This window comes from Granulibacter bethesdensis CGDNIH1 (genome assembly GCF_000014285.2).
Classification (GTDB): domain Bacteria; phylum Pseudomonadota; class Alphaproteobacteria; order Acetobacterales; family Acetobacteraceae; genus Granulibacter; species Granulibacter bethesdensis.
The window spans coordinates 2,499,593-2,520,119 of the sequence record NC_008343.2 but is presented as its reverse complement, the minus strand read 5'-3'; the positions used below and the strand labels follow the sequence as shown (position 1 = coordinate 2,520,119).

The following is a 20,527-nucleotide window of genomic DNA, read 5'->3' as shown; positions in this document are numbered from 1 at the left end:
CGATGTCCCCAGCCACTGCTGCCTTATGCCGCCGGATTTCCGCCGGTTCGATCCATGTCGAGGATGTGTGGTTCAACCTGTGCCGTGAAGCGCGGGAGATCGCCCTGACCGATCCGGCCATGGCGGCCGGGCTGGAACGTGCCTTACTGGTGCATGGATGTTTCCCGGCGGCCCTCGGCGCATTGATCGCCCATAAGCTGGGCAATGCGTGGATACCGGCGGACCAGTTGCTGGGGCCGATTGGCGATGCGTATGAGACCGATCCGTCTCTGGTAGAAAGCGCGATCATCGACCTGACAGCGATCCGGGACCGCGATCCCGCCTGCCCGGACCTTCTGACCCCGTTCATGTTTTTCAAGGGGTTCCAGGCCCTGCAGGCGTATCGCATCAGCCATCATCTCTGGACCCATGGCCGTGAGCATATGGCGCGGGTGTTTCAAAGCCGTATGTCGGAATGCTTCGCGGTGGATATCCATCCCGCGGCCCGGCTGGGTCATGGTATCCTGATCGACCATGCGACCGGTCTGGTGATCGGTGAGACTGCCGTGGTGGAGGATGATGTTTCCATCCTGCAGGAGGTCACGCTGGGCGGCACGGGGAAAGAAACCGGTGACCGTCACCCTAAAGTGCGGCGTGGCGTGCTGATCGGGGCTGGCGCCAAGATACTGGGGAATGTGACGATCGGTGAAGGTGCCAAGATCGGCGCCGGCAGTATCGTGCTCGATTCGGTGCTTCCCTATACCACTGTCGTGGGTGTGCCCGCGCATCCGGTTGGGCCCCGTAACCAGGGCATGCCGGCACTGACTATGGATCAAACTCTGCCGCCGCCCGAATACGCCATCTGACAGTTGGCTCCGGGCCTGATGGAATCTTTCAGGCCCGGAGTTCAGCCGGACGTTCGTCTTAGCGGGCTGCATGCGATCTGGGTGGCGTGACGGCTGCCCACCTGCAGGCCGGACGGCCATCCTCCCCTACATGCCATTGAGCGCGCAGGATGGGACGGGACATCGCTGGCCCATGGGCAGGCCCGTGGGCTTGGCCGGTTTGGAAAAGCGTTTCCGGCAGCAGCGTCAGGTGACGGTGCAGATCGTCGATATGAAGAAGGGTGCTCATCACAGACACCTCCTTTTTGCTCAAGCGGTTGCTGAAGCTCGGGAGTGTCTGGCCGCCGAAAGATCGGCGGCGCATGGTCTCAGCCCTGCGGACGCCTTGCTATCGGTGTTCCATGCACACCCGGGCATGATGTCCAGCCCGTCGGAATCGTCAGTGCAGGCGTGAAATGCCTACTGTCGCCTTCCGGGGGCTGGCTGCTGGATCGCGGGTTCATGGTGATCCCTGACTGGTTGCACATGACCGGTGAAAGCCGGTCGCGAAGTCGTGGCTGATTGCGCGACAGGAAAGCCTCGCATCCATCACGGGCTTTGGCGTATACCCATGGGGGTATGAGATCAAGCCCCGACACTATCCCGATCCCTTCCAGAGCCGATGAAAAAATCAGACTCCTGAAACGGCTCAAGCGTATTCGCGGGCAGGTCGATGCGTTGCATCGCGCGGTTCTGGAACAGGGTGCCGCCAGCACCAGACTGATCCAGCAGGCGACAGCCTGTCGCGGAGCGATGGATGGATTTATCGCGGAAATCATTGAGGATCATATCCGGGAGCAGATCATCGACGCCCGGAACGCACGGGACTCCTCTCAGGCGGCTGAGGAACTGATCAGGCTGGTGCATTCCTATCTGACCTGAAAATGGCTGATGTGCCTGCATGTCCCGTCCATGATCATGCATATCAGCCTCCCTGTACTGACCCTATGCGTCGGGCTGGTGCAGAAATGCCATCACAAGACAGTAGCGGTGAAGGCAGGCAGCGCCTATTTAGCGTCTCATGTCCGACACACCCGCATTTCTGGATGGTGGACGTCCAGATGTCCCCGATATCGTCGTGCCGCGTGGTATGACGCCTTTTTTCATCCCGGACCGGCCTGTCCGTGGCCGTCTGGTACGGCTCGGCCCGTTGGCGGATGCCTTGTTGAACCGCCATGATCATCCGCCCGTTGTGGCGGAGCTGGTCGGTCAGGTGCTGGCTCTCGCTGCCGCCATGGCCGGAGCGTTGAAATTCCGTGGCTCCTTCAGCGTGCAGATCAAGGGCGACGGACCGTTGCGTCTGCTGCTGGCGGACTGCACCGATACCGGCGCGCTGCGTGGTTATGCCCGCACCGACGATGAAGCGCTTGAAGCCCTTCTGGCAGAAACACCCCACCCGACCGCCGCCCAATTGCTGGGGCAGGGATATTTCGCCTTTCTGGTCGATCAGGGACCGGACAGGGAGCCTCATCAGGGGATCGTCGGCATTGAGGGGGAGACGCTCGCCGCCATGGCGCTGCATTATTTCCAGACCAGTGAGCAGATGCAGTGTCATGTGCAACTGGCCTGCCGTCAGACTGAGAATGGCTGGCGGGCGGGTGCCCTTGTGCTGGAGCAGGTGGCACGGGAAGGCGGCACTGGCGCGCTGCCGGAGATAACGGAGGATCATCAGGAAAGCTGGCGTTCCGCTCTGGCGCTGGCCGGGACGCTGCGTGATTCGGAACTGCTGGATGATGAACTGCCACCGGAGCGTCTGCTGTATCAGCTGTTCCATTCCGAAGGTGTCGCAGCGGATCGCCCACGGGCGCTCGCCTTTGGTTGCCGATGCAGCCGGGCACGGCTGGCAGGTGTTCTGGAGACTTTCAGCACCGACGATCTGGATCATATGACGGTTGAGCAGGATATCGTCATGACCTGTGAATTCTGTAACCTCGATTTCCGGTTCGCGCGGGAAGAGGTCCGGGGTAAAGCCTGAATAAAGATCCGGCTGTGCAGAGTGGCTGAAGCAAGTGGAAGAGATCGAATGAACGTGCAGTGTGAAGCTCCCGCAAGGACATCCTTTCTTTCATCCACCCGGCGAGCGAGGCGGTATCCGATGGCGGCGCGTATTCTGCGCCTCACCGCCATGGCCGTCATGGCCGCACTGGCAGCCTGTTCCAGCGATGATGAGCCGCGCAATTTCGCACCGCTCAATTATTCCTATCTCACCAAGCTGCGTCTGAATGTCGGGGATGTGCAGGTGACGCCGGATTTCCTGCCGAAGGCGGGTGATCTCGGTCCGCAATCGCCGGTTCCTCCCGCGCAGGCGCTGGCGGAGGATTTGAAAGAGCGCATTGTGCCGGGCGGCAGCAGTGGTCGGGCTGAGGTGAAGATTCTGGATGCCTCGATTGTTTCGTCACACGGCACGCTGAACGGGGCGATGGCGGTGCATGTCGATGTCTATACCGGCAGCGGCACACGCAGCGGCTTTGCCGAGGCCCGCGTCACCAGGGCGCTGACGGATCCCGATCGTGGTCCTCATGCGTTGCAGGCAGCGCTCTACGATGTCACCAAAGGTATGATGAACGATATGAATGTCGAACTGGAATATCAGGTTCGGCATTCACTGAAAGACTGGTTGCAGGATACGTCGATGACCTCAGTGCCGGGGGCTGTGCAGCAACAGACATTGCAGGCTCCTCCGGGCGTCAAGACGGCACCCTTGCCTGAGCCTGTGGCGCCGGCGACACCAGGTTCAACCGCAGCTGGCTCTTCTCCGACAACCTTGTCTCCGCCTTCCGGAGTCCTGACCCTGCCCAAACGCTGAAAGAGAAAGGGCCGTCATCCCGCATCAGGGATGAGGCAGGCCGAACAGGTGTGCGACGGCGATAAAATCCGGGGCATGGGGGTGGCGCAGAGTGGGTGGCCCCCCGTTATCTCCGGCACGGACGAGCTGGCAGGTGCGCAAACCCGCATCCAGTGCCGCGTCCAGCTCTTCCTCGATATCGGAGAGGAACAGCATGCTTTGCGGTTGCATGCCGGTATTGGCGATAATATGGCGATAGCTGTCTGCCTCGCGCTTGCCGCCGATTCTGGTGTCGAAAAAGCCGCCGAACAACAGCGACAGATCACCCTGATCGGAATAAGAGAACAGCAATTGCTGGGCTTCGACCGAACCGGATGAGTAGACGAACAGGTTGAGGCCGGCCTCATGCCATGCGCGCAGGCTCTGCGCGGCATCCGGGTGCACCTGCGCCTGCAGGGCGCCATTGCGATATCCTTCCCGCCAGATCAGGCCTTGCAATGCTTTCAGCGGGGTGATTTTCGCATCCTCATCCATCCAGCCCAGCAATGTTTCCAGCGCCGGTCGGCCCGGATACTGCGCCTCTACTTCGGCAAGGATTGCGGCAACTGCTTCATCATCCGAATAAGCCGCCAGAAACCCGGCCATATTGGCTTTGGCATAGGGAAACAGAACCCGATGCACGAAGGCGATTGGGGTCGTGGTGCCTTCGATATCGGTCAGAATGGCCTTGGGAGGATTCATGGCGGGCCTTATGCGGGGAAAAAGGCGGATCTATCATGCAGCCGGGAAATGGTCAGCAATCGGATCACCCGTGTAATGGGCCACCCAACCTGTGGTATCGGTGAACACGCGCAGGGCGGTGACAAAGGGTGTTTCGCCCGCATCGAACCAGTGTTTGATGCCGGTGGGAACGGAAATCAGATCCCCCTGTGTGCAGTGTGCATCATAAACCCTGTCATCGACATGGAGAATGAAATTGCCACTGCCATGAACGAAGAAACGGACTTCATCCTCGGTATGGGTATGCTCGGACAGGAATTTCTGCCGCAACGCGGGCAGGTTCGGTGTATCGGGCCGCAGGCGGATCACATCCGCAGTGCCGGCACCCGTTTCGCCCATCAACGCATTCAGGTAAGGGCGATATGCGGCCAGAATGGTGGCTTCGTCATCATCCGGAGACGGGGTAACAGCGCTGCTCCAGCGTTCGAAGCGAACACCGATGCTACTCAATTCCTGTGCGATCCGTTCCGGATCTTCGGTCCGGAGCAGCGGCGCATCCGGTGTGGAGTCTGCGTAAATGGTCAGACGGCTCATCTCGTATGCCCCCGGTCAATCCAGATGTGTCTCAGCGCAGGCGACGACGTTCCAGCTCACAGGCCAGCAGGAATTCGAGACCTTCCAGCCGCGCCAGAGCGGCAGCCATATCGCCCCCCCATACATAAACGCCATGGCCACGAATTAAATATCCAAGCGGTGCCCCACGAAGAAGGATCGGTTCGGCAATGCTGGCCAGTCTTTCCATATCCTGATCATTGTCCAGAATGGGTAAATCCAGCGTGATCTGGTGGGTTTTTACGCCGAATGCTTTCAGCACCTCATACCCTTCCAGCCGAATGAAGTCGGGCGGGGCGTCGTTTTTCCCCGGTGCCATCGACAGCACGGTGGCGGCAACGGAATGGCCATGCACGACCGCGCCGGCCTGGTTGTCCAGACGATAGATCTGGCAATGCAGCAGTGTCTCCGCGCTGGGTTTAAGCCCGGGGGTCAAAGGCTTGCCGGCTTGATCGACCACCATGATGTCGGAGGTCTTCAGGAAGCCCTTGTGGTTGCCGCTGCTGGTAATGGCGATGGTATCATCGGGCAGCCGGACGCTGATATTCCCGGCGGTTGCCGGCACCCACCCACGTGCATCCATCCGTTGTCCGGCTGCAACAATGGTGACGGCAGCCCATTCCGGCGGCTGCCTGACTGACGTGACTGTCCCGGTCATATCTATCCTCAACCCTGCCGATATAAAGCGATGTCGTCAGACATGAGATTGTGGACGAGGGGTCGTGTCATGCTGTGCGGGCTGCTGGTTCCCCAAAGATGCATTCGGGGAAGGGGGCGGCACTGCGGGATTTTTCGGATCATGCTCCATGGAAGCATCGTCCTCTTCCGCCATGCTCCGCTTGAAGGATTTGATCCCTTTGCCGAGATCGCCCATGAGACCGCTGATTTTGCCCCCACCCCCGAACAGGATGGCGACAACCGCCAGCAGAATCAGCCAATGCCAGATGCTCAGACTACCCATGATCTCTCCGAGGCGCGAACCGGTTACCAAACAGGAGATGGCGCGGACATGGCGATAACGCAAGCCATTAACCGGAGCCATATCTTTTGGGGCACTTCCCAGTGGGGAAGGATCACATCATACGATAAACCTGTGTCATGCGCTATTGGACGTATGGAATGATGTGCGTATTGCTGGTTCAATAGGCACTGGAGTGCGCCGTCAGTTCCGCCATCGACAGGATCTGCGCTGGATCGGCTCCCCTGCCGTCACGGGAAAGAAAGCCGCGTACAGGATAGGGGGTGGTACCCATTATCCCGGCCGGTGGCCACCAGACGCGCACAAGGGACCAGTCATTGCGAGGGGAGACGTCCACCACGGTCTGGCTGGTATTGACGACGCCATGAACCCAGTTGGCATGCGCCACGGTAATGGTGCGGCTGCCGAGAACATCCTCGACCACCGATGCGTGGCCATGCGGCAGGCGGCGGGAGCGTGCGAAAATCATGACGGCACCGCGCGATGGCTGATGGCTGGAGAGGTAACGGCCATCATTCTGATCCCACCAATCCGCGGCATCCCCGGATAATGCGATGCCGGAGACGGCGCGGGCAAAAGGGGCGCACTGCCATTGACTGGCCGAAATCCCGCCCCCTTGCGGCGAGCCGCCGCACGCAGTGAGCAGCAGGAGTATCGGAAACAGATAAAAAGCCGACAGCCGACCATTTATGTCGTGCTGTCGGCTTTCCGGACACTGATCCCCTGTATCCCGGCAAGGTACTCTGCGTTGTGAGTACAATGGCCTGGTCCCCACCTGCGCCATGACATGAGGAAAGGCCGCCAAGTCACGTCATGTAAAGAGAAAAATTTCCAGAAAGCCTGATTGACGCAGGAGAGAAAGCGTGTGTCGCCAATCTGCCACAATTCGGTGTCGGGTTTCGTTTTATGGCCAGCATCACCATTCTGTGTGTAGACAGAGTCGTTTAATGGAGTTTTCCACAACTTATGGCGTCTGTGCCCGTTGAGAAAAACGGCAGATATACTGTATTTAGTGGCAGCGAAGATCAGGAGCGCACGATATGGAGTGGAGCGACGAGGCAATCACCCTGCTCCGCGCATTTTGGGATGAAGGGCTTTCAACCGCCGAGATTGGGCGGCGTATGGGCATTTCCAAAAATGCCGTGGTGGGTAAGGCGCATCGCCTCAACCTGGCGGCCCGCCCCTCGCCGATCCGGCGGGATGGGGTGGCATCCCGCCCGTCACCCGGCAGCCGTCGTTCCAGTGCCGTGACGTTACCCTCCATGGCTGATCCCTCTATCGGTGATGAACCTGCGGCCATCGCTGCCTTGTCCGTGCCGGAAAAAACCGTTGCCGTCGTGGCGGATGAAGCCGTCATCGCCGTTGAGGCTGCCTCCGTGCCGGTGGAACTTGCTTCTGCCCCACGGTCTGTCCCGGTGTCTGCTGCTTTGGTGGAGCAGGCGCGTGAACCGGCCGAGGGATCTGCGCCGGTTGTTGCCGCCGGGAATATTGCCAAGGAAGACAAGGCGCTTCCGTCAGTGCAACCTGCCGCCGTTGCGACCCCTTCTTCCCCGCCTGCTGCCCGTCCCACCCCGCGTGCGATCTCCAAAGTCGCGTCCCCGGCTTTCCCTTCAGGCGGGCGGCTTGTGTCCTGTTGCTGGCCGATCGGAGAGCCGGGTACAAAGGAGTTCCGTTTCTGCGATGCTCCCGCTATGGCCGGGAAGCCGTATTGTGCGGAACATGCCGCTTTAGCCTATGTGAAAGTGCGTGATCGGCGGGATGATGCTGCCTGATAGGCAGAAAAAATCACCTCATATCATTGTTGCAGATACCGAGAGACCGACGTATCGTTTCCACTGGCCGGTGAAGGCGTTCGATAGAAACGCATCTGGCCGAAGAGGAAAATATGGCGTCGGTTCGGAGAATTTCGGCCTGGCGTCGACGTCAATTTCGGCGCCATGCCCATGTGCGGGCGCCGGCTAAAGAAAGGCAGCGCGCCATGCTACACGGCACGGTCAAATGGTTTAATCCGACCAAGGGATACGGCTTTATTGCCCCTTCCACGGGTGAAAAAGATGTTTTCGTTCATATCAGTGCGGTTCAGAGAGCCGGGCTGAGGAGCCTGAATGAAGGCCAGCAACTGGATTTCGAAATCGAGCAGCAACAGAATGGCCGAGCGGCTGCGGTCAATCTGACACGCGCCGACTGATTGCGGTGGATAGATCGCGTCTGTCTTGTTCTGTCAGCGATCGGGGCATTGGCCAACGGGTATTGGCCAGGGGGCATTGACAGACGGATCTTTCATCATACGCCTTCGGAGTAACAGGGGGTCAGGAGGGAGGCATCCGGCAGATGGGCTGAGGGCAGTGTTTCTGTTCGGGCTTGCGCAGTTGGAGCGCGTCGCCTACCCACATCAGCACTTTTGTGGCTTACATCCGGAGCGGTGCCGCTTGTCGACCTCTCATATGAAGATTCCGCAGACATCTGCCCAGAATGCATCCTCCAGCTCCGGGGCTGCGGAGAACACCCGTGGCCCCCAGGCTGTGCCCCATACCAGCCTGAATGCGGATGCGGTGAGAGATGCCTATCGGCGCTGGGCGAAGGTATACGACTCGGTGTTTGGCGGCGTGTCCGCCTATGGCCGCCGCCGCGCTGTGGAGGCCGTGAACCGGCTGACTGGTCAGCAGGTGCTGGAGGTGGGGGTTGGAACCGGCCTTGCTTTGCCCCGCTATCACCGGGACAAGCGGATTACCGGCATTGATCTTTCCACCGACATGCTGGCGCTGGGCCGGGAACGTGTGCGTGAGCAGCAGCTTGCCAATGTCGAGACGCTGCTGGAAATGGATGCGGAGGCAATGTCCTTCGCGGATAATTCCTTTGATATCGCGGTGGCGATGTTTGTCGCTTCAGTTGTGCCGCATCCGGTACAGTTGATGGCAGAGATGCGCCGTGTGGTCCGTCCGGGTGGGTGGCTGCTGTTCGTCAACCATTTCGCTGCGGAAAAAGGTCCACGTTGGTGGATCGAGCGCGCCATGGCGCCTGCCTCCCATGCGCTGGGCTGGCATCCTGATTTTGCGTTCGAGGCCCTTCTGTCGCCACAGGATCGCGCCCGTGCGGAAATTACGCCGGTGCAACCATTCGGTATCTTTACGCTTGTACAGCTCCAAAACGACTGATTTCCGGTAATAAATTGTCGTTCAGCAACGGAACTGCGGCATTTTTCTGACAAACGCTTGATCTTGGGCGGGGAGTCCTGTAGCCGATTGGCGCAAAGATGCGGCCCTCTCCGGCCGTATCCTCCAGAACCGGGATGAAACGGCCGATGGTGTCCTTCTTGCGGCGCGTTGCCGCCAATTCATTTTTAAGACAGTCTCTCGCTGCCAGCGTGCTGGTGGCGCTTGCCCAGATCATGGCCAGCTCGGCGTATGCCCAATCCGGTGAGACCGGTCTGGGTGTGCCGAAGCCGTGGGAAATCGGCATGCAGACCGCCTATGGTCCGCTGAAAGAGCGAATCGATTCCCTGCATGATCTGATCATGGTGATCATCACCGCCATCGTCGTATTCGTGGCGGCTCTGCTTGGCTGGTGCGCGTATCGTTTTTCCGCGAAACGCAATCCGGTTCCCAGCCGTACCAGCCACCATACGTGGCTGGAAATCGCCTGGACGCTGATCCCCGCCCTTATTCTGGCGGTGATTGCCATTCCTTCCTTCCGCCTGGTCTATTATGAAGACCGGACCCATAACCCTGACGTCACTCTGAAGGTGACAGCACATCAGTGGTACTGGGAATACGGTTATCCTGATAATGGCATCGACAGTATCGAAAGCCGGGTTATTCAGGATGGCGACCTTAAGCCGGATCAGATTCGCCTGTTGTCCGTGGATAATCAGGTGGTTGTACCCTATGGCAAGAATGTCCGCGTCCTGGTTACCAGCGCCGACGTGATCCATAGCTTCTTTATTCCCAGCCTTGGTGTGCAGCGTTATGCTATTCCGGGCCGTACCATTGAAACATGGTTCCGCGTGGACAAGCCGGGCGTCTATTATGGCGAATGCAACCAGATCTGCGGGGCTTTCCACAGCCAGATGCCCATCGCGGTAAAGGCGGTGTCTCCGGAAGAGTTCCAGAAATGGGCGGAAAGCCAGAAGACGAAAAAAACGTCGCTCAATAATACGCCGGCCGGGCAGACCATCCCGCGGCAGTTCGCAGAAGGGGGGCGCTGATCCGTCAAGGATCGGTGTCTGAGGGAGCTAACGAAATGGCGACTGCAACATCTCATGCCCATGCCGGTGATCATCACGATCACAAGCCGGGCTTTATTTCCCGCTGGCTGTTCAGCACGAATCACAAGGATATCGGGACGCTGTACCTGATTTTTTCTGTGCTGGCATCGTTTCTGGGGGCTGGGCTGTCTATGCTGATGCGTGCGCAGCTGATGCATCCGCACAGCACCCTGATCGGTGATGGGCAGCAGTGGAATGCCATCGTTACGGCGCATGGTCTGATCATGATCTTCTTCGTGGTCATGCCCGCGCTGATCGGTGGCTTCGGCAACTGGTTCGTACCGCTGATGATCGGTGCGCCGGATATGGCTTTTCCGCGTCTGAACAATATCAGTTTCTGGCTGCTGGTGCCTTCTTTCGCCCTGCTGAGCTATGCGCTCTATCTAGGCGAGGCCGGTCCGGGCTGGACGCTGTATCCGCCGCTGTCCAACAGCACGTTCCAGAGCGGTATCGGTATGGATTGCGCCCTGTTCGCGCTCCATCTGTCCGGTGTTTCGTCGCTGCTGGCGGCGATCAACTTCATCACCACCATCTTCAACATGCGTGCCCCCGGCATGACGCTGCACAAGATGCCGTTGTTCGTCTGGGCGCAGCTTGTGACCGCGTTCCTGCTGCTGCTGTCCCTGCCGGTGCTGGCGGGTGCGATCACCATGCTGATTACCGACCGTGATTTCGGCACGGCTTTCTTCGCTCCCGAAGGCGGTGGTGATCCGGTGCTGTTCCAGCATCTGTTCTGGTTCTTCGGTCACCCTGAAGTGTATATCATGATCCTGCCCGCGTTCGGGATCATCAGCCACATCGTCTCCACTTTCTCCCGCAAGCCGGTCTTCGGTTATCTGGGTATGGCTTATGCCATGGTCGCGATCGGCGTGGTTGGCTTTGTCGTGTGGGCGCACCACATGTTTATCTCTGGTATCAGCGTCGATACCCGCGCCTACTTCATGGCGGCGACGATGATCATTGCCGTGCCGACGGGCATCAAGATTTTCTCCTGGATCGCCACCATGTGGGGCGGCTCCATCGAGATGAAGACCCCCATGCTCTGGGCCGTTGGCTTTATCTTCCTCTTCACCGTCGGCGGCGTCACGGGCGTGATGCTTTCCAATGCCGGTGTCGATCAGATGCTGCACAACACTTATTATGTGATCGCGCACTTCCACTATGTGCTGTCGCTGGGGGCCGTGTTCTCCATGTTTGCCGGCTTCTATTACTGGATCGGCAAGATGACGGGCCGCCCCTATCCGGAATTCTGGGGCAAGGTGCATTTCTGGGTGACGTTCATCGGTGTGAACCTGACCTTCTTCCCGATGCACTTCCTGGGCCTGGCCGGTATGCCGCGCCGTTATCCGGATTATCCGGATGCCTTTGCAGGTTGGAACTATGTGGCCTCGATCGGTGCCTATATTTCCGGTTTTTCCGTGCTGATCTTCCTGTTCGTGGTGTACAAGACCTTCACCTCGAAGGAACATCTGCCTGCGAATTACTGGGGTGAGGGTGCGACGACCCTGGAATGGACCGTCAGCTCTCCGCCGCCCTTCCACACCTTTGAGGAGCTGCCGCGCGTCAATTGACGCGCGGTTCCCTCGGGACGGATGAAAGACGTATGAGCGACAGTGCGTTCGTCAATGGCGGCAGGGAGGTATCCTCTCTGCCGCTTTCCGCTCAAATGCCTGGCATGGCCTCGGCAGCGGACTGGGTGACCCTGCTCAAACCGCGCGTGATGAGCCTGGTCGTATTTACCGGGCTGATCGGTATGCTGGTGGCCCCGGGCTCCCTGCATCCGGTTCTGGGTGCCATTGCGATCCTGTGCATCGCGGTTGCGACCGGAGCCTCCGGTGCGATCAACATGTGGTACGACCGCGATATCGACGCGGTGATGCGCCGGACCAAAAATCGCCCGATTCCGGCAGGCCGGATCGAGCCGGGCGAGGCTTTGGGATACGGTATCGTGCTGGCGGTCGGATCGGTGCTGGTGATGTGGCTGGCAACGAATGTTGTTGCCGCTGCGGTGCTGGCCTTCGCGATCTTTTTCTATTCGGTTATCTATACGATGTGGCTGAAGCGAAGCACGCCGCAGAATATCGTTATTGGTGGTGCTGCAGGTGCCTTCCCACCCGTGATCGGCTGGGCGGCAGTGACTGGCACGATTGATCTGATGCCGGTGATGATGTTCGCCATTGTCTTTTTCTGGACGCCCCCGCATTTCTGGTCGCTCTCGCTCTGGGCGCAGATGGATTATGAGCGGGCCGGGGTGCCGATGCTGCCGGTGGTGGCGGGGGCACGTAAAACCCGTCAGCATATCATGGCCTATACTGTGCTGCTGTCAGTGATCGCGGTGCTGCCCTGGGCGCTGGGTGATACCGGACGCGTTTACGGACTATCGGCTGTCGTATTGAGCCTCGGCTTTCTGGTACAAAGCTGGCGGGTGCTGCGGGACAAGCAGGACGAAGTCGGGCTGAGCCTGACCAAGGATGCACCTGCCCGTGCCGCGTTCAAATACTCTCTGATCTATCTGGCCGTGCTGTTTCTGGCGCTGGCCGTTGATCGTTTTGTGTGATCGGTATGGTCAATTTTCCCCCGCGCCTGACGCAGGAGCAGTCTGATGAACTTCGCCGGAAACGTCGGGGCCGTAATCTGGCGATGCTGATCGTGCTGTTCGGAATGGCCTTCCTGTTTTACGCGATGGCGATGGTGAAGATTGCTCATCAGACGCCGCATGAATCAGGCAAGGTTCCAGCCGGTATGGCTTCTCCGGCAGGCTGACAGAAAACGGAACACACCGGCTAATAAAAAAAGCGCCCTTGCCGGGGCGCTTTTTTCTTTGCTTCCACCCTGTTATCGCGCCTGTTGAATGGCAGAGAGAATCCACGGCCCGCCCGGACTGCGCACGAAGGTCCAGAACTCGGTCGCTGTCTGCAGCTGGGAAGCATCCCCCTCAACCACCCGACCGCTTGAGTCGTAGGTCGCGTCGATCATGGAGAAAAGCATCGCGACGGTCGCATATTCCAGCGTACCTTCCCGCCACGCTTCCGACAGGTCGCCCTTCTGCAAGGTGACGTTGGTAACGGTATTATGCAGGCCGCGACTGGCAAGAGCGGTCAGTTGCTCGTTAAAATAACCAACCATTTCCGGCGTACTGATGCTGCCGAGCTGCTGAAGATTGCGATCGGTCCAGGCTGCCTGGACCTCTTTCAGCAGGGATTCGAAGCGCTGGTAATCTCCCTGAGAAAGCTGGATCGGTTGGACACTGCTCTGTCTTCCTCCCATCGGGCCTCCCCCCATCTGTCCTCCCCCTATCGGGCCGCGATCAGTCTGATTGGTGGTGAACGGGTTGGTCATGCCGGCACCGGCCGGTGCCATGGCTGGAGCATTCCCACCCGCGAAGCGGCGCCACAGAAAACGCACCACCATCACGATCAGGAAAATCTGCAGCAGCAGGCCGAAGAAACCGAAAATCCCGCTGACTCCGCCAAACAGCCCATGGCCCATCAGTAATCCACCGATCCCCGCACCGATCAGCCCGCCTAACAGCCCGGACGTAAAGGCGGAACGCCGGGACATAGCAGGCTGCATGGGCGGCATGCCGGGAGGACTGTTATAGGAGGGGCGGCTGGGTGCGGTGTAGCTGCGCTCCATCGGCGCTGCATAAGGTGCCACCGGGGTAGAGCGGGGCGCAGAATAGGTCCGGCTCCCCCTGCTGCCCATTGACGATCCTCCCCCGGCCCTCGCCTGGGCAAGAACAGGGGAGAGGATCAGCGTGGCGGCCAGAAAAACCGGCAAAGCTTTGCGCATCGTAGGTCCGTTCCGAATTATCATGTCCCTAATATAGGGGTATTTCCTCGAAACTGTAGCGGCGACATGATGATGAAAGCCCGATTATATGGGCTTTTTCTCAGGCTCCGGCGACCATCATGCCGTCGATACGGACCGTTGGCGCATCGACAGAGCCACGAAAGCGCAGATCATCCGCGGGCGTCAGCTCCGCAAACATAGAGAGTAGATGTCCGGCAATGGTAATTTCCGCCACCGGTTCGGCCAGTGCGCCGTTACGGATCATGAAACCGGCACAGCCACGGCTGTAATCGCCGGTGGTCAGGTTGACGCCAGGTCCCATGGTTTCGGTGATGTACAGCCCTTCCCTGATATCGGCCATCAGCGCCATCGGGCTGAGCATTCCGGCTTCCAGATAGAAATTGCTGACCGCAGGGGAGGGGCCGCCGCCAGTGCCACGCGCGGCATGGCCGGTGGTATGCAACCCAAGCTGGCGGGCGCTGCGCAGATCGAGAATCCAGCTTGTCAGCACACCATCCTCAATCACGGACAGAGGCTGCACGGGCTGGCCTTCTCCATCGAAAGGCCGGGACCGCAACCCGCGCCGGCGGGATGGATCGTCACGCATGACAATGCCGGGGCGGAACAGGCGCTGCCCCAGGCGATCCTGCAAAAAACTGCCGCCACGGGCCACCGAGGCGCCATTGATGGCACCGGCGAGATGACCGATCAGCCCGTTCGAAACCCGAGGGTCGAAAATCACCGGCATCCGCGCCGTTTTCACACGGCCCGGATTGAGGCGGGCGACGGCTTTTTCTCCGGCGGTCCGGCCGATCAGTTCCGGCTGCTCCAGATCGCTCAAATGTACGGCGGTGCTGTAATCATAATCCCGCTCCATTCCGGTCCCGGTGCCAGCCAGAGCGGTGGCGGAGAAGGAAAAGCTGGTGCGGGCATAAGCGCCGCGAAAACCGGCGGAGGTACCCAGGGCAATGTCCGTCTTGCCATACCCAGCCTCGCAGCCTTCGGAATTCGTAACACCGCTGACGGCCAGCGCGGCTTCCTCGGCCCGACCCGCCAGTGCACCGAGTGCATCGGCATCCGGCTCCGACGGATCGTTCAGATCGAGCAGGGTGGCATCCGCCGGAGCAAACACCTCGCCCAGCCCCAAATAGGGGTCTTCCGGCACGACCCGGGCCATGGCAACAGCCTGTTCCGCCAGCCGTGCAAATCCGGATGGATCGAGTGCGCTGGAGGACACGACCGCCGAACGCTGCCCCACTAGCACGCGCAGCCCCAGATCCCGGCCCTCCGAGCGTTCCACATGCTCGGTCTGGCCGAGACGCCGTTGAACGGAAAGGGAGGTTCCCGCCGCGATCAGCGCATCAGCGGCATCGGCGCCCGCCCGTTTTGCGTGGGTCAGAAGCTGGTCGATCAAATCCAGATAGGTGCTCATGCTGCCAGCGATCCACTGATACGGGCCAGATCAGGAACATGGCCTGCTGGTCCAAGGGTGGCCAGGGTTGGGCTGGCGCGGAACAGGGCGGCTGCTACGCGCCGGACATCGTCCAGCGTCACGGCGTCGATTTTCGCCACGGTTTCGGAGGTTGGCACCAGACGGCCGAAAATCTGGTACTGGCGGGCAATCTGCTCACAGCGGCTGCCGGTGCTTTCAAGTGACATCAGCACCGAGGCCTTCACCTGCGCACGGGCGCGCTGAAGCTCCTGCTCGGTCACGTCGTTCTGCACGCGCAGCAGCTCGGCGAGCGTGACCGGGATCAGCTCTTTCGCTTCCTGCTCCCCCGTGCCCGCATAGATGCCGAACAGGCCGCCATCGAGGAAAGGCAGGCTGAACGTATAGACGGAGTACACCAGCCCCCGCTTTTCACGGATTTCCTGAAACAGGCGCGATGACATGCCGCCACCCAGCAGGGTGGAGAGCAGCATGGTCGGGAAATAATCAGGATCGGCATAGCTCACGCTGGGGAAGCCAAGCACGATATGCACCTGATCCAGATCGCGGTTTTCCCGGAATTCTCCCCCTTTGTAATCGGCGGGGGAGGCGTCCAGCGCCGTTGAGGCAGGCAGATCGGCGAAATGCTGCTGCACCAGATCGACGATACGATCATGCTCCAGCGCGCCGGCCGCTGCGACCACCATGTTGGAGGCCGCATAGTGACGCCGCATATAACCGGCCACCGCATCCCGTTCCAGGCCACGGATAATCGTTTCGGTTCCCAGTGTCGGGCGGCCCATCGGCTGACCGGGGAAAGCCGTTTCCTGAAAATGGTCGAAGATGATGTCGTCCGGCGTATCGTTGGCCTGACCGATTTCCTGAAGAATCACGCCCCGCTCCCGCTCGAACTCCGCCGCGTCGAAGGTGGAGTGGGTCAGGATATCGCCGATGATATCGGCGGCGAGATCGGTGTTCTCCTTCAGCACCTTGACGTAATAGGCGGTCTGTTCCCGGGCGGTGTAGGCGTTGATATGGCCACCGACCGCCTCGATTTCCTCGGCGATCTGCGCGGCGCTGCGGCGCTCCGTGCCCTTGAACGCCATATGTTCGAGGAAGTGGGAAACGCCGTTTTCCGCGGCGGTTTCATGGCGTGTGCCGACGCCGACATAGGCCCCGAACGAGACCGTTTCCACCCGCTCCATGCGCTCGGTCACAACGGTCAGACCGGATGGCAGGCGGGTGAGGCGCACCGCGCCCCCATCGAGCGTTTCGGACATCAGGCAGGCACTCCGGTTACGGGGGAGGATGCCGGGCTTGTATTGCGGTGGGCGATATTGCGCACCAGAGCCTCGATATCCGCCAGATTATTATCGGCGACGGTGAACCGCTCCTCGCGATCGTACAGATCGCTCAGATGAGGCGGCAGGGCGGGGCGCTCACCGGTGGCGCGTTCCATCGCATCGGGGAATTTGGCCGGATGGGCCGTCGCCATGGCGATGACGGGACCGGCTGCCGACAGACTGCCAGCGTTGCGCAGGCTCCGTGCCGCTGCAATGCCGATGACGCTGTGCGGATCGGCCAGATAGCCGGTTTCCTGTCGCAAGGCGCGAATGGCGGCCTCCGTGTCCGTGTCGTCCATGCGGAAGCCCTGAAACAGAGTTCTTGCCTTCTGCCATGTGGCATCGGCCACCGGCATGCGGCCTGTTTCCCGGAAAGCGCGAATCGTGGCGGCGGTGGCGGCGGGATCACGATCCAGCAATTCGAACAGCACCCGTTCGAAATTGGAACTGACCTGAATATCCATGCTCGGCGACAGGCTCGGCTCGACCGGGCGTGCCGACATGTCATTCGCGCTCAGGAAGCGGTAGAGAATGTCATTGCGGTTGGAGGCAACAACCAGCTTGCCTACGGGCAGCCCCATGCGATGGGCGGCATAAGCGGCCAGCACATTGCCGAAATTCCCGGTCGGCACGCTGAACGCCACCGCCCGGTCCGGTGCGCCGAGTTGAAGGGCGGCGTAGACGTAATAGGGAATCTGCGCCGCGATCCGCGCCCAGTTGATGGAGTTGACGGCGGACAGGCTCATTTCCTGCCGGAATGGGGTATCGGCGAACATTGCCTTGACCAGATCCTGGCAGTCATCGAACGTGCCGCGCACGGCGACATTGCCGATATTCGGGGCGATAGCGGTGGTCATCTGCCGCCGCTGCACGGTGCTGGTGCGGCCTTCGGGGTGGAGGATGACGATATCCACCCGGTCCCGTCCCCGCACGGCCTCAATAGCGGCGGAGCCGGTATCGCCGGAGGTCGCGCCGACAATGGTGATGCGGCGGTCGCTCTGGCTCAGCACGTAATCGAACAGCCGCCCCAGCAACTGCATGGCCATATCCTTGAATGCAAGGGTCGGGCCGTGAAACAGTTCCTGCGTATAGACATCGTGATCGAGCTGTACCAGCGGCACGATGGCCGGATGGGTAAAGCCCGCATAGGCATCGCGGCACAGCGTCAGCAGAGTTTCGGCTGGGATGCAGTCGCCGACGAAAGGCTGAATGATGCGTGCGGCCAGATCCGGATAGGGCAGGCCACGCATGGCGCGCCACTCATCGTGGGAAAACTGCGGCCAGGATTCCGGCATATACAACCCGCCATCCTCGGCAAGCCCGGCGAGCAGAACGCCTGAGAAGTCACGGATCGGGGCCTCGCCCCGTGTGGAGATATAACGCATGGACTCAATCTATGGCGGTGCGAGGGCTGGTAAAAGGGAGGTTTCGGGCTTTGCCGCCCTGCCTGAAGCGCGGGGCAGGCTCTGGCAGACGGTTAATCGAGGTAGCGTTGACGCAGATGGGTAAGAAAGGCCGCCGGATCAAGCGGCTTTCCGGTTGCGGCGCGCAGCAGATCGTTGAAACCCAGCAGATTGCCGCGTTCATGCACCTCGGTCCGCAGCCACGCGACCAGCGGTGACAGATCGCCGCGCCCCAACGCCTCATCCAGTCCCGGCGTCGCATCGCGGGCTGCTTCCATCAATTGTGCCGCGGCCATGGCCCCGAGCGTATAGCTGGGGAAATAGCCGAACGCGCCATCATACCAGTGAATGTCCTGCAAACAGCCATGTCTGTCATCCGGTGGCACGATGCCGAGGAGTGTTTTCAGCCCTTCATTCCAGGCGGCGGGGAGATCGGCAACAGTCAGACTGCCATCGATCAGCGCCTGTTCCAGCCGGAATCGCAGGATGACATGGGCCGGATAGGTCATTTCGTCGGCATCGACCCGGATGAAGCCCCGCTCCACGCGCCGCCAGAGCGCTGCCAGATTGCCGGGGCTGTAAGCGTCCGCATCGCCGCCGAATCGCTCTTTCAACACCGGGCCGAGCCAGGAGAGGTAAGGGTCGGAACGGCAGGCCTGCATCTCGACGATCAGGGACTGGCTTTCATGGGCGGCCATGCCGGCTGCCTCCCCGACCGGTTGCCTGTTCCACGCATCCGGCAGCCCCGCTTCGTACAGCGCATGCCCCGTTTCGTGCAGTACCCCCATCATGGCTGATGCGACATTGGCGGTATCATAACGGGTGGTGATGCGCAGATCGGTATGCGTACCGCCGGAGAAAGGATGGGTGGAGCGATCCAGCCTGGCTCTGGTGAAATCCAGTCCCGCCCGTTCCGCCAGAAAACGACAGAGGCTTTCCTGATCCGCTTCCGGAAAGGGTCCGCCGAGCGGGACAGGGGCCGGGTGGTTGTGCTGAAGTTCTTCCGCACGGGGCAGTGCCTCGGCGATGAAGGTTTCGTAGGCAGCAAAAACCGGGGCCACGTCAGCGGCACCGATTCCCTGCTGAAACCCGTCCATCAGCGCATCATATGGGGACAGGCCCAGCACGGGCGCCAGCGCGTTCGCTGATTGACGGGTGAGGTTGATCACCTCCCCCAACGCTGGACGCACGCGGGCGAAATCGTTCTGCGCCCGTGCCTCCCGCCAGATTTTCTCGCAGGAGGAGCAGGCTCGACTGATGGCCATGACCAGATCGCCCGGCAAGGCCGTGGCGCGGATATGGGCATGCTGCATCAGTTGCAGGTTGCGCCGGTCCCACAGATCGGCAGGTGGTGTCCGGGCGGCGGATGCCAGCGCATCCCCTGTGGCGGGATCGACCAGTAATTCGTGCGCCATCCCGGCGAGCAGGGCCAATTGATCACCCCGTGCCGCAGCACCCCCCGGAGGCATCATGACGGAGGCATCCCAGCCCAGCATGCTGGAAGCTTCCTGAAGCGTGGCGATGCGGTTGAAACGGTCCTTCAACCACGGATAAGGGGCAGAGGCTGCGGCAGAATCGATCATGAGCGGAGCGCCTTTTTCAGCCAGTTCGCATAGAGCAGGGCCAGCGTGATCGCCAGACCGAACCAGGTCAGAGCATACCCCAGATGATTGTTCTGCGGGCGAGGCAGCCCCTCCGCCGGGATCGGGTGTCCGTTCTCCTGCGAAACGGGTGACAGCGCGACCAGCGTATAGGGTTCGATATCACCGGCATGGCTCAGGGCGGCGATGGTGGTGGAATCATGCAGATAGACATGGTGATGGGCCGGATCGGCCGGGGGTGTGAACCAACCCTTTTTCTGATCGGGCAGGATGTAACCCGTGATGGTGACAGGCCCGGCAGGTACGGGCGTATTCCGTCCGGATGGATCGGCCACCCAGCCGAGTTGCACCATCACCGCTTTATGGCCGGCACGTGACAGCGGCATCAGAAGTTGTGCCCCCATAGGTTCCCCTTGTTGGGTCACATGGGTTTCGGCGCCGAACAATATGCTTTCCGAGGGGACGAGTGTGCCCGTTACGACGACTTTCTGAAACGGCAAGGGTGCGTCCGGCAACGGCGTTGGTGGTGCGGCCTCGGCCGCGTCGAGCTGGGCCAGAATACCGGTTTTCCAGTGCAGACGCTGCACTTGCCAGTAGCCGAGAAAGATCAGCACCGCCATCAGCAGGACGGTGATTCCGGTGGGAATCAGAAAACGGCGATAGGTGGACATAGGTCTGATATTCACGAAAAAAGGCGCCCCCGCCAGAGGGGCGCCTTCATATCGGCGTTTCGATA

Annotated in this window: 23 protein-coding genes; 12 read left to right on the top strand and 11 right to left on the bottom strand. The window is 60.5% G+C overall.

Features of this window, described 5'->3' with window-relative positions; translation table 11 throughout:
• Positions 1–2: 2 nt before the first annotated feature.
• From cysE to GBCGDNIH1_RS23840, 5 genes are all read left to right on the top strand, one after another.
• Entirely contained in the window at positions 3–845 is an 843-nt protein-coding gene (gene cysE, locus GBCGDNIH1_RS23860) for a serine O-acetyltransferase (protein WP_011632972.1), read from the top strand.
• Positions 846–1,035: 190 nt separating this feature from the next.
• A complete protein-coding gene (locus GBCGDNIH1_RS24905; protein WP_155760939.1) occupies positions 1,036–1,278 on the top strand; it encodes a hypothetical protein in 243 nt (80 codons plus the stop codon).
• A 164-nt stretch (positions 1,279–1,442) separates the two neighbouring features.
• Positions 1,443–1,745, top strand: a complete 303-nt coding sequence (locus GBCGDNIH1_RS23850) for a metal/formaldehyde-sensitive transcriptional repressor (RefSeq protein WP_025318389.1) — start codon at positions 1,443–1,445, stop codon at positions 1,743–1,745.
• Positions 1,746–1,884: 139 nt separating this feature from the next.
• Positions 1,885–2,838 carry an Hsp33 family molecular chaperone HslO gene (locus GBCGDNIH1_RS23845; protein WP_011632969.1) on the top strand — a complete coding sequence of 318 codons (954 nt, stop codon included), beginning with the start codon at positions 1,885–1,887 and terminating at the stop codon, positions 2,836–2,838.
• Positions 2,839–2,958: 120 nt separating this feature from the next.
• Positions 2,959–3,669 (top strand): hypothetical protein, encoded by a 711-nt coding sequence (locus GBCGDNIH1_RS23840; RefSeq protein ID WP_050748482.1) that lies wholly within the window; start codon positions 2,959–2,961, stop codon positions 3,667–3,669.
• Between the two features lie 24 nt (positions 3,670–3,693).
• On the opposite strand, the gene mtnC is transcribed toward GBCGDNIH1_RS23840, so the two are convergent.
• The 5 genes from mtnC to GBCGDNIH1_RS23815 all read right to left on the bottom strand — a co-directional run bounded on the left by mtnC (position 3,694) and on the right by GBCGDNIH1_RS23815 (position 6,764).
• Positions 3,694–4,389, bottom strand: coding sequence for an acireductone synthase (gene mtnC / locus GBCGDNIH1_RS23835; RefSeq protein WP_011632967.1), 696 nt, complete (start codon positions 4,387–4,389; stop codon positions 3,694–3,696).
• A gap of 33 nt (positions 4,390–4,422) precedes the next feature.
• Positions 4,423–4,962 carry a 1,2-dihydroxy-3-keto-5-methylthiopentene dioxygenase gene (locus GBCGDNIH1_RS23830; protein ID WP_011632966.1) on the bottom strand — a complete coding sequence of 180 codons (540 nt, stop codon included), beginning with the start codon at positions 4,960–4,962 and terminating at the stop codon, positions 4,423–4,425.
• A 31-nt stretch (positions 4,963–4,993) separates the two neighbouring features.
• Positions 4,994–5,638 (bottom strand): methylthioribulose 1-phosphate dehydratase, encoded by a 645-nt coding sequence (locus GBCGDNIH1_RS23825; RefSeq protein WP_043453181.1) that lies wholly within the window; start codon positions 5,636–5,638, stop codon positions 4,994–4,996.
• Between the two features lie 36 nt (positions 5,639–5,674).
• Positions 5,675–5,941: a twin-arginine translocase TatA/TatE family subunit gene (locus GBCGDNIH1_RS23820; protein ID WP_043454602.1), complete on the bottom strand. Its 267-nt coding sequence runs from the start codon at positions 5,939–5,941 to the stop codon at positions 5,675–5,677.
• A gap of 178 nt (positions 5,942–6,119) precedes the next feature.
• The gene (locus GBCGDNIH1_RS23815) at positions 6,120–6,764 is read right to left on the bottom strand and encodes a CHAP domain-containing protein (RefSeq protein WP_011632963.1); all 645 of its coding nucleotides are present in this window, start codon (positions 6,762–6,764) and stop codon (positions 6,120–6,122) included.
• A gap of 235 nt (positions 6,765–6,999) precedes the next feature.
• Between GBCGDNIH1_RS23815 and GBCGDNIH1_RS23810 the strand changes: the two genes are divergently transcribed.
• The 7 genes from GBCGDNIH1_RS23810 to GBCGDNIH1_RS23780 all read left to right on the top strand — a co-directional run bounded on the left by GBCGDNIH1_RS23810 (position 7,000) and on the right by GBCGDNIH1_RS23780 (position 12,986).
• Positions 7,000–7,731: a GcrA family cell cycle regulator gene (locus GBCGDNIH1_RS23810; RefSeq protein ID WP_011632962.1), complete on the top strand. Its 732-nt coding sequence runs from the start codon at positions 7,000–7,002 to the stop codon at positions 7,729–7,731.
• A gap of 206 nt (positions 7,732–7,937) precedes the next feature.
• Positions 7,938–8,147 carry a cold-shock protein gene (locus GBCGDNIH1_RS23805; protein WP_025318397.1) on the top strand — a complete coding sequence of 70 codons (210 nt, stop codon included), beginning with the start codon at positions 7,938–7,940 and terminating at the stop codon, positions 8,145–8,147.
• A gap of 241 nt (positions 8,148–8,388) precedes the next feature.
• Positions 8,389–9,114, top strand: coding sequence for a class I SAM-dependent methyltransferase (locus GBCGDNIH1_RS23800; RefSeq protein WP_232449657.1), 726 nt, complete (start codon positions 8,389–8,391; stop codon positions 9,112–9,114).
• 146 nt (positions 9,115–9,260) lie between these two features.
• The gene (coxB, locus tag GBCGDNIH1_RS23795) at positions 9,261–10,163 is read left to right on the top strand and encodes a cytochrome c oxidase subunit II (protein WP_011632959.1); all 903 of its coding nucleotides are present in this window, start codon (positions 9,261–9,263) and stop codon (positions 10,161–10,163) included.
• A 35-nt stretch (positions 10,164–10,198) separates the two neighbouring features.
• On the top strand, positions 10,199–11,794 hold the full coding sequence (gene ctaD / locus GBCGDNIH1_RS23790) for a cytochrome c oxidase subunit I (RefSeq protein WP_025318399.1): 1,596 nt from the start codon (positions 10,199–10,201) through the stop codon (positions 11,792–11,794).
• A 32-nt stretch (positions 11,795–11,826) separates the two neighbouring features.
• Positions 11,827–12,780: a heme o synthase gene (locus GBCGDNIH1_RS23785; protein WP_025318400.1), complete on the top strand. Its 954-nt coding sequence runs from the start codon at positions 11,827–11,829 to the stop codon at positions 12,778–12,780.
• Between the two features lie 5 nt (positions 12,781–12,785).
• Positions 12,786–12,986, top strand: coding sequence for a hypothetical protein (locus GBCGDNIH1_RS23780; RefSeq protein WP_162288463.1), 201 nt, complete (start codon positions 12,786–12,788; stop codon positions 12,984–12,986).
• A 72-nt stretch (positions 12,987–13,058) separates the two neighbouring features.
• Here GBCGDNIH1_RS23780 and GBCGDNIH1_RS23775 read toward each other — a convergent pair whose 3' ends face one another.
• The 6 genes from GBCGDNIH1_RS23775 to GBCGDNIH1_RS23750 all read right to left on the bottom strand — a co-directional run bounded on the left by GBCGDNIH1_RS23775 (position 13,059) and on the right by GBCGDNIH1_RS23750 (position 20,477).
• Positions 13,059–14,015 (bottom strand): Tim44 domain-containing protein, encoded by a 957-nt coding sequence (locus GBCGDNIH1_RS23775; RefSeq protein ID WP_043453178.1) that lies wholly within the window; start codon positions 14,013–14,015, stop codon positions 13,059–13,061.
• 100 nt (positions 14,016–14,115) lie between these two features.
• A complete protein-coding gene (locus GBCGDNIH1_RS23770) occupies positions 14,116–15,447 on the bottom strand; it encodes a TldD/PmbA family protein (protein WP_011632955.1) in 1,332 nt (443 codons plus the stop codon).
• Positions 15,444–16,724: a M16 family metallopeptidase gene (locus GBCGDNIH1_RS23765; RefSeq protein ID WP_011632954.1), complete on the bottom strand. Its 1,281-nt coding sequence runs from the start codon at positions 16,722–16,724 to the stop codon at positions 15,444–15,446. Before GBCGDNIH1_RS23765 ends, GBCGDNIH1_RS23770 begins: the two co-directional genes overlap by 4 nt.
• Positions 16,724–18,172 (bottom strand): threonine synthase, encoded by a 1,449-nt coding sequence (thrC, locus tag GBCGDNIH1_RS23760; protein ID WP_011632953.1) that lies wholly within the window; start codon positions 18,170–18,172, stop codon positions 16,724–16,726. The genes GBCGDNIH1_RS23765 and thrC overlap by 1 nt, the downstream gene beginning before the upstream one ends.
• A 92-nt stretch (positions 18,173–18,264) precedes the next feature.
• Complete coding sequence (locus GBCGDNIH1_RS23755; protein WP_011632952.1) at positions 18,265–19,773, bottom strand: carboxypeptidase M32; 1,509 nt, start codon at positions 19,771–19,773, stop codon at positions 18,265–18,267.
• A complete protein-coding gene (locus GBCGDNIH1_RS23750; RefSeq protein WP_011632951.1) occupies positions 19,770–20,477 on the bottom strand; it encodes an SURF1 family protein in 708 nt (235 codons plus the stop codon). The genes GBCGDNIH1_RS23755 and GBCGDNIH1_RS23750 overlap by 4 nt, the downstream gene beginning before the upstream one ends.
• Positions 20,478–20,527 lie beyond the last annotated feature (50 nt).

What these genes read in the sequence shown, in the direction of transcription:
- GBCGDNIH1_RS23775 (WP_043453178.1), bottom strand. Translation starts at nt 14,015, where the DNA reads ATGCGCAAAGCTTTGCCGGTTTTTCTGGCCGCCACGCTGATCCTCTCC.
- GBCGDNIH1_RS23765 (WP_011632954.1), bottom strand. Translation starts at nt 16,724, where the DNA reads ATGTCCGAAACGCTCGATGGGGGCGCGGTGCGCCTCACCCGCCTGCCA.
- GBCGDNIH1_RS23805 (WP_025318397.1), top strand. Translation starts at nt 7,938, where the DNA reads ATGCTACACGGCACGGTCAAATGGTTTAATCCGACCAAGGGATACGGC.
- GBCGDNIH1_RS23785 (WP_025318400.1), top strand. Translation starts at nt 11,827, where the DNA reads ATGAGCGACAGTGCGTTCGTCAATGGCGGCAGGGAGGTATCCTCTCTG.
- cysE (WP_011632972.1), top strand. Translation starts at nt 3, where the DNA reads ATGTCCCCAGCCACTGCTGCCTTATGCCGCCGGATTTCCGCCGGTTCG.
- GBCGDNIH1_RS23840 (WP_050748482.1), top strand. Translation starts at nt 2,959, where the DNA reads ATGGCGGCGCGTATTCTGCGCCTCACCGCCATGGCCGTCATGGCCGCA.
- GBCGDNIH1_RS23820 (WP_043454602.1), bottom strand. Translation starts at nt 5,941, where the DNA reads ATGGGTAGTCTGAGCATCTGGCATTGGCTGATTCTGCTGGCGGTTGTC.
- thrC (WP_011632953.1), bottom strand. Translation starts at nt 18,172, where the DNA reads ATGCGTTATATCTCCACACGGGGCGAGGCCCCGATCCGTGACTTCTCA.
- GBCGDNIH1_RS23845 (WP_011632969.1), top strand. Translation starts at nt 1,885, where the DNA reads ATGTCCGACACACCCGCATTTCTGGATGGTGGACGTCCAGATGTCCCC.
- GBCGDNIH1_RS23755 (WP_011632952.1), bottom strand. Translation starts at nt 19,773, where the DNA reads ATGATCGATTCTGCCGCAGCCTCTGCCCCTTATCCGTGGTTGAAGGAC.
- GBCGDNIH1_RS23770 (WP_011632955.1), bottom strand. Translation starts at nt 15,447, where the DNA reads ATGAGCACCTATCTGGATTTGATCGACCAGCTTCTGACCCACGCAAAA.
- coxB (WP_011632959.1), top strand. Translation starts at nt 9,261, where the DNA reads ATGGTGTCCTTCTTGCGGCGCGTTGCCGCCAATTCATTTTTAAGACAG.
- GBCGDNIH1_RS23780 (WP_162288463.1), top strand. Translation starts at nt 12,786, where the DNA reads ATGGTCAATTTTCCCCCGCGCCTGACGCAGGAGCAGTCTGATGAACTT.
- GBCGDNIH1_RS23850 (WP_025318389.1), top strand. Translation starts at nt 1,443, where the DNA reads ATGAGATCAAGCCCCGACACTATCCCGATCCCTTCCAGAGCCGATGAA.
- GBCGDNIH1_RS23825 (WP_043453181.1), bottom strand. Translation starts at nt 5,638, where the DNA reads ATGACCGGGACAGTCACGTCAGTCAGGCAGCCGCCGGAATGGGCTGCC.
- GBCGDNIH1_RS23810 (WP_011632962.1), top strand. Translation starts at nt 7,000, where the DNA reads ATGGAGTGGAGCGACGAGGCAATCACCCTGCTCCGCGCATTTTGGGAT.
- ctaD (WP_025318399.1), top strand. Translation starts at nt 10,199, where the DNA reads ATGGCGACTGCAACATCTCATGCCCATGCCGGTGATCATCACGATCAC.
- mtnC (WP_011632967.1), bottom strand. Translation starts at nt 4,389, where the DNA reads ATGAATCCTCCCAAGGCCATTCTGACCGATATCGAAGGCACCACGACC.
- GBCGDNIH1_RS23830 (WP_011632966.1), bottom strand. Translation starts at nt 4,962, where the DNA reads ATGAGCCGTCTGACCATTTACGCAGACTCCACACCGGATGCGCCGCTG.